Source organism: Mycobacterium sp. TH-M82 (genome assembly GCF_057473605.1).
On record NZ_JBYCKY010000696.1, the window covers coordinates 1 to 6,900 of the forward strand.

Sequence of the window (6,900 nt, forward strand, 5' to 3'; positions counted from 1 at the left end):
CATTGAGCACCCCGCCGACCGTGACCACCGACACCGGGCTAGCCCAGCAAGCCGCGGCGACCACCCACGCCACCGCGACCGCGGCCGGCACCCCCCAAGAAACCCTGTCGCAATGGCTTTCCGGGCTGAACATCTTCAGCCCGGCCAACGCCACATCCAACTATGGGCTGTCCGGGTTTCTGAACAACGCAATCACCGGGGGAAACAACTCGGCGCTATCCGACTTGTTGAACTCTAATTGGTTGACCGCATTTATGTCCAACAACGCTCTTGGCCCAGAAATGTACATCACCGACTTCCATTCGTTTGATTACCTGATCATCTACGCGGTTCAGGACCTGGTGCACCACATGACAGGCGCCGGCGGTGACCAGGGGCTCGGTCAAATCTTGAACCAGGCCGCACACGGGCCGGTGGTCACGCAAACCGGCGGACAAGCGATCCTGGCCGGGGCGCGCGCCAACACCGGTGGTGCTGACCGGGTCGGGCCGCTGTCGGTGCCGACCAGCTGGGCCGCCACCGCCCCCCAGGCGCAGACCGTCAAGTCCGATTCCCCCGCAACCGCACACGCCACTGCCCACATGCCCAGCCCGATCCTCAACACCGGCATGCCAGGCCTTGCCACCGCACGCATGACTCAAAGAACCGGAGACTACGAAGCGAGCCCTACCCACGAGCTGCCCACCAGATCACTGGCCACCCGCACACCAGCCGGAGGCTAAGAGTTGACCCGTATTGGGTCATGCGGCGCCAATCAGCTTGGGTGTTGGTCGTTTCCGCCTGGTCCCGCGACGTCCACGCTGGCGTGGTCTGTTCGGGGGTAGGCCGGGTGCCGCTTGTTCAGCAGGGGCCACCAGCCGGTGGTGGCTGCCGGTCCTGGCCGGTCCCACACCTGGTGGTGTTGGTGGCTGGTGCCGGTTGACTGAACGCTCCCACTCTTGCTGGGAGGCCAGCCCATCGCGCAGCGCGTGGGCAAGCTGGTAGTCGACGGCCGCGGTGCGCGGGTCATCAGGATCGGTGAACTCGACGCAGGCCGCCAGCGCCGCGGAGACGATGTCGCGGTCACCGCGCAGTCCACACTGGCCGCAGTCGTGGCTGCGCTGGGTCAAGGTTTTCGCCACACGTGCCCCACATAGGCAGTGCTGGGACATCGCGGTGGCATGAGTGCCGGCACGGGAGAACCGGCCCCCGGCGGCGCGGCATTCACGCTGCAGGGCGGCCACCAGTATGCCGGGGCTGAACACCGCGATCCGTTTGCCCCACAACCGCGCCCAGGTGCAGATGCGGCAGTCTTCGACGGTGATGGTGCTGCCGTGGGTGGCCACGATCGCCGCGGCGAGGTGGGCGGCGCGGGCCTGTTTGGCCTGGCTGGTACGGCGCACGGCGGCGGCGTGATCACAGCGGGTGCGCTGGTAGCGGCCTGACAGGGTGTCGTGGCGGTAGGCGCGCAGCGGCACTCCGTCAGCGCGGGCATGCCGCGGCCCGCCCGGGTTGGTGACTTGCCGGGCCGCCAACCCGACCGCGGCACGGCGACCAGCGCGTTTGTGCTGGCGCGCCGAGGGGCCGTACTGGTTGGTGTTGGTGTTGCGCCGGGAGCGATCCAGCGCCTTTTGGCGTGCCCGGGTCTGTTCGGCGGCGCGCGCGGCGGCGCGCTGCTGGTCGGGGGTGCACTCGACTCGGCCGACGACCAGCCTCTCGGGTTGATCGGCGGGGAAGGAAGCGACCGACAGGTTGGACACGTTGGCGTCCACCCCGGCCCGCCGCCGGGCTGGAATGTCACGCCGGCGCGCGATGGTGGTCGGCGACGCATAGCCGGCCTGGTGCACCAGCAGGTGCGCGTAGTAGCGCCAGCCGCCGGGGGCTTTACGATCGGCCACCCGCACCACATCGATCTTGTGCCAGGTGTTCGGGTCGGCCAGGAAATGGGCCAGGTGCGGCCACTGACCCCCACCCTGGGGCAGCCGCACCGGCAACACCAAATCGCCGGCGGACAGCCCGGTGAACACCACCGCCAAGGCGCCGTTGTGGTCCCACCACGACCTGGTCGCGGGCCGCGCCGGCGCCGGCAGGCGGGCGGGTTGGGTCAGAATCGACGTCCCGGATGGCTGCTCAGCCGCGTGCTGTGCTGTGCCCACCGTGGCCGGTAGGTGCTGGTGCCGGTAGACGCCCAGGTGCCCATCCAGGGTGCCGACCACGCGGTAGGTCTCCCACGTCGGCTGGGCTTTGGTGTGCGAGCGGGCGCGGCCGGGGATACGGGTGAAATCCCACCACGAGCCGACCTGCGGCGCGCCGTGCCGGCGCCCCGACGCATCGGCGAACAGATGCCGGTCGACGGTTTCCCAGACCTCATCGGCCACATGCAATCCGAGCGCCTTGGTGAGGTGATCACGCATCCATCCGGACGCGTCGATGTGGCGGCTGGCCGCGGCCTCCATACCCTTGCGGGTCAACCCCAACCGCTCCCGCAACGCCATCGGATCATCCGCTCGTTGATGATGGGCCGCCCAATACGCCCGGCACCGCGCGGCCGCGTCGCGCTGCAACGCCCGCCGCAACCGAAACACCGCCTCCCACTGGGACTCCAGGCGGCGGCGCATCCGCTCATCGGTGGCGTCAAGCTCCAGCCGGATCACCGCCACCGGACCCTCATATTTGACGTTCGCCGCCTTGGACTTGCCCCTCCGACGCGGCCCACTCACCACCGCATCACCGCTGGTCACAGTGGTGGTGTCGGTGGGTGTGGCTGCCATGGCACCATGCAACCACACACCACCGACACCGACGCGCTACCGCGCCGATACCGAACCTGGCTGCCGCTGACCGGATCAACCGATCATCAGTTCACCCAGCGTGCTCACACTCACCGGCCATAAGGTCACCCCCGCGGCCCGGGGCCGTCCCTGGGGCCTGCCGCTGCCTGTTCGGCTGCTGCTGGTGCTGATCCACCTGGACGCCAACCTCACCACACGCGCACTGGCCGCCCCGTTCACCACCAGCCAATCCACCGTCGACTCCGATCATCCACCACCTGCTACCGGTGCTTGCGGGCGTGTTGCAGCCCACCCACGCCCATGATGACGGGCCATGGATCATCGACGGCACCCTGATCCCGGTACACGACCAAGAAATCACCGCGATCAGCAAAAACTACCGGCGCAGCATCAACACCCAAATCATCATCGACCCCCGCCGCCGAACCGTGATCACGGTCGGAGCAGCTTGGCCGGGCAACCGCAACGACGTCGTCATAGCCCACGCAACCATCGCACACCTGCTCACCGGCCAGCACCAAATCCTCGGCCACGGCGGATACCGCGGCATCGCGTCGACCACCAGCCCCCGCCACAGACCCCACGGACGCATCATCCGCGACGACAGCTACCGGGCACACCGCCGGAACAGAGCCCGCGTCGAACACCTCATCGCCAGGATCAAGGACTGGCAAATCCTGCGACAATGCCGACGCCACGGCCAAGCCATCAACCACAGCCTCCAAATCGTCGCTGGACCCTGGAACCTCAAGATCCGCGGGCAATTACGGGTCAACTCTTAGCCCCACAGGTTAGGAGAACAGCCCCGGCAGGCCCTCGATGAAGCCGATGTCGTCGGTGACCGCGCTCTGGACAGCGCTGGAGATTCCGCCCGCCGCATCCTGGATGTCCGACACGATCAGGAAGCTCGCTATCGAGGAGAGCCCGACGCTGCCGCCGATCGGGGCGGTGAAGTTGTCGAATGCCGCTTGCAGGTTGCCGCCAGCCAGCTGGTGGAACCCGGCGAGGTCCAGGTTGACGGCCAGCGTCGGCAGAGCGGTGACTATGGCACTGGTGGTGTCCACCACCGGCATGAAGGTGTCCAGCGAAGCCGAGATCAAAACGGCCAGCGCGTTGCTGTTCGCGGCGAGCAGGCTCTGCAGTTCTGTCACGAGGTTGCTCGGGTCGAGGTCCAGCGGTGTGACGGCCGGGACCGTGTTGCTCATGGACGCCGCGATGCTCGACGGTGAAATGTCTTTCAGGTCGGCCAGGAAGGCTTGGACGCCCAGTTTGGCTTCGGGGCCAGGTTTTCCAGCACGGTGAGAATTTGCTCGCCCGCGGCGGTTGCTGCGCGGATCGGACGAGGTTCGGGAAATCAGAAACCAGGCACCATCTGGCGATCACGTCAGTATGCGGGTGGCGAGCGGTGTCGTCAGCGTTTGGCATGCTGCTCTCTTGCACCCCGCATGACCGCTAGCGAGGATGTCATTAGGCGATAGCGTGACGCGAGAGGACGGCGGAGTGCGACCAAGGCCCGGATGGAGATCGACCACGCGGAGCACGCCGCCGACATTGGCTTCGGAGTGGAAAACAGGGGCCCGGTGGACTATTTCTACCTGATGTCGTGAGTGCGGTGAGCTACGAGGACCGCGTCCGTTGGAATGAGCGATATGCGCACCGGGGATCGCCGCCGGTCGACGCCGCCGGCCCGGCTGCGGTGTTCCTGCCCTACCAGGACGTGTTCCCGACCGGGGGGCACGCGCTTGACGTCGCGTGCGGCCAGGGGCTCGGCGTGGTATGGCTCGCCTGCCGGGGTCTGGACGTGTGGGGGTTGGACGTGTCCGAGGTGGCCATCAGCCAGGCGCGAGATCTCGCCCGGCGCAGCGGCGTTGAGAAGCGCTGCCAGTTCGACACCGTCGATCTCGACGACGGTCTGCCAGCGGGCCCGTTCGTCGACGTGATCTTCTGCCACAGGTTTCGCGACCGCCGACTGGACCAGGCGATGACCGAACGCCTGGAACCGGGCGGGCTTTTGGCGATCACGGCGCTGAGTCAGGTCGGTGCAACCCCGGGGCCGTTCCGCGCTGCCCCTGGCGAATTGCGGGCGGCGTTCGGCGACCTCGACGTGATTGCCGCGGGTGAGGGCCAGGGCCAGGCGTGGTTGCTGGCACGCAAACCCTAAACCTGCGGCGGCCCGGACTCACCCGGGCTCGGTTCGACCTCAGCGGAGGCTTCGTCAACAGGCGGCGGAGCGACAGATGCACCGACCAGTTCGGTGGGAGCCGGATCGGGCTCTGGTGCGGCCCCTTCCGGATCGATGCCGCCGAACGCAGGGGGAGCGTCCATGGGCGCTTCCTGGTCGCTAACTCCGTACGGTGCCATCGGCAGGAACATGTGATGAGTGAACTGGGGCTGGTAGGCGCCTCCACCGCCGATTTTCACGCCGCCGGGCTCACCGCTGGACACCGGTGTGCCGTCGGGCAGCGTCACCGCTGTGTGGTGACTGTTCCAACCCACCACCAACGCGTCGGGGGCGGTCCCGTACTGGAAGCCGCGCGCCAGCAGGGCAGACTCCTCATTGGAGGTATGGAATCTATTGCCGAAAGCCGGCCTGCCGCTTGCCACATTCGAGACCCATGAGGCAAGACCAGAACAATCCGTTCCGGCAGGCGAATCCCCACCAACGACGTAGGGCGTGCCGGAAACCTGCTGAATCAACGCCATTACCGCTTCAAGGCCAAACACGAACCGGCACATTAACAATCAAGACCGTCAACCACCAAAATTTGTTGTTCGCATCACGTTTGGCGATCGGAATGGCCTATGTTACTTAATCGGAGAAGTCAAGCTGCCACGCCGGAAAGTGGGCACCGACAGGCGTAGATCAGTGCCGATCCGACGCGAGCAAGACCGATTGGCCGGTGGTCGAGGCAACACCTACGCCGCGGTCTCGGCGCTCGGTCCGACCGCATGCGAGAACGGTGTGTTGTGTACCGCCTCGCCGCCCATCAGGTCTCGACGATTGGTTTCCACCGATACCCGCGTCAGCCAAGGCCAGATGAATCCCAGTTAGGATCGCCCCGCGGCTGGCTCCTGCAGAGAATACGCATTCTGTCAGCAGCGTCTCTCGTCCCCGTGGGTGCGCACTGGTGTAGACTCCGCGTTGATTGAAGTTCAACAGCTAACTGGCGCAATCTATTTGCGCCGCTCTCACCAGATTGGAGCCGACGATCAACCGCTGAATCTCGCTGGTGCCCTCGTAGAGTCGCAACAGTCGAACGTCACGGTAGATGCGCTCCACCGGCACATCGCGCATGTATCCGCTGCCACCGTGGATCTGCACCGCGAGATCGGCGATTTTGCCGGCCATTTCGGTGCAGAACAATTTGGCTGCTGACGGTGCGATTCTGCGGTCCTCGCCGGAGATCCATCTCCGCGCGGTGTCGCGGACCAGGGCTCGCCCGGCCAGCACCCCGGTCTGCTGGTCAGCGATCATCGCCTGCACCAACTGAAAGCTTCCGATTGCGGTGCCGGCCTGTGTCGCGGCGGCGGCGTAAGCCACGGATTCGTCCAATGCGCGCTGAGCCGTTCCGACCGCCACTGCAGCGATGTGGATCCGGCCGCGCGCCAACGAGACCATCGCAGCCCGGTAGCCGACGTCCTCGTCGCCGCCGATCAGGGCGTCGGCGGGTACCCGGGTGCCGGAGAAGCTGACGTCCGCCGTCCAGGCGCCCTGCTGGCCCATCTTGGCGTCTTTGGCTCCGACTTCCACGCCCGCGGTGTCCGCAGGTACCAAAAACACTGCGATACCGGTGCCGTGCTCGTCGGCCGGCCTGGTGCGTGCAAATACGACGAACAGGCCGGCGACTGGGGCGTTGGTGATGAACCGCTTTGTCCCTGAGATCAGCCAACCGTCACCGTCCCGAATGGCCTTGGTGCGCAGTCCCGCCGGGTTGGAGCCGGCGCCCGGTTCGGTCAGCGCGAATGCCGCGACGGTCTCGCCGGATGCCAGCGCCGGCAGCCAGCGGGACCGTTGCTCGTCGGTGCCGAATCCGGCCAGAACCTGTCCGGCGATGCCGTTGTTGGTGCCGAACATCGACCGCACCGCCAGCGAGGTGTAGCCCAGTTCCATGGCCAACTCGACATCCTG

The 6,900-nt window shown here is 66.6% G+C and carries 8 protein-coding genes; 4 read left to right on the top strand and 4 right to left on the bottom strand.

Annotated features, from left to right (window positions below; all coding sequences use genetic code 11):
• The coding region (locus AC2VON_RS20410; RefSeq protein WP_486954543.1) for a PE/PPE C-terminal domain-containing protein at window positions 1-722 on the top strand (722 nt) is incomplete at its 5' end.
• Window positions 723-740: 18 nt separating this feature from the next.
• On the opposite strand, the gene AC2VON_RS20415 is transcribed toward AC2VON_RS20410, so the two are convergent.
• Window positions 741-2,750: a transposase gene (locus AC2VON_RS20415; protein ID WP_486954544.1), complete on the bottom strand. Its 2,010-nt coding sequence runs from the start codon at window positions 2,748-2,750 to the stop codon at window positions 741-743.
• Window positions 2,751-2,850: 100 nt separating this feature from the next.
• On the opposite strand from AC2VON_RS20415, the gene AC2VON_RS20420 reads away from it, so the two are divergent.
• On the top strand, window positions 2,851-3,075 hold the full coding sequence (locus AC2VON_RS20420) for a hypothetical protein (RefSeq protein WP_486954545.1): 225 nt from the start codon (window positions 2,851-2,853) through the stop codon (window positions 3,073-3,075).
• On the top strand, window positions 3,050-3,553 hold the full coding sequence (locus AC2VON_RS20425; protein ID WP_486954546.1) for a transposase: 504 nt from the start codon (window positions 3,050-3,052) through the stop codon (window positions 3,551-3,553). The genes AC2VON_RS20420 and AC2VON_RS20425 overlap by 26 nt, the downstream gene beginning before the upstream one ends.
• 9 nt (window positions 3,554-3,562) lie before the next feature.
• Here the strand turns inward: AC2VON_RS20425 and AC2VON_RS20430 are convergent, their stop codons facing one another.
• Complete coding sequence (locus tag AC2VON_RS20430) at window positions 3,563-3,976, bottom strand: hypothetical protein (RefSeq protein WP_486954547.1); 414 nt, start codon at window positions 3,974-3,976, stop codon at window positions 3,563-3,565.
• Between the two features lie 407 nt (window positions 3,977-4,383).
• Here AC2VON_RS20430 and AC2VON_RS20435 point away from each other — a divergent pair, with 407 nt between their 5' ends.
• The gene (locus AC2VON_RS20435; protein ID WP_486954548.1) at window positions 4,384-4,932 is read left to right on the top strand and encodes a class I SAM-dependent methyltransferase; all 549 of its coding nucleotides are present in this window, start codon (window positions 4,384-4,386) and stop codon (window positions 4,930-4,932) included.
• On the opposite strand, the gene AC2VON_RS20440 is transcribed toward AC2VON_RS20435, so the two are convergent.
• Together AC2VON_RS20440 and AC2VON_RS20445 are read right to left on the bottom strand one after the other, a co-directional pair.
• Complete coding sequence (locus AC2VON_RS20440) at window positions 4,929-5,507, bottom strand: peptidoglycan endopeptidase (protein ID WP_486954549.1); 579 nt, start codon at window positions 5,505-5,507, stop codon at window positions 4,929-4,931. The genes AC2VON_RS20435 and AC2VON_RS20440 overlap by 4 nt on opposite strands.
• Window positions 5,508-5,931: 424 nt before the next feature.
• Window positions 5,932-6,900: acyl-CoA dehydrogenase family protein (locus AC2VON_RS20445; protein WP_486954550.1), on the bottom strand; the 969-nt coding region annotated here is incomplete at its 5' end.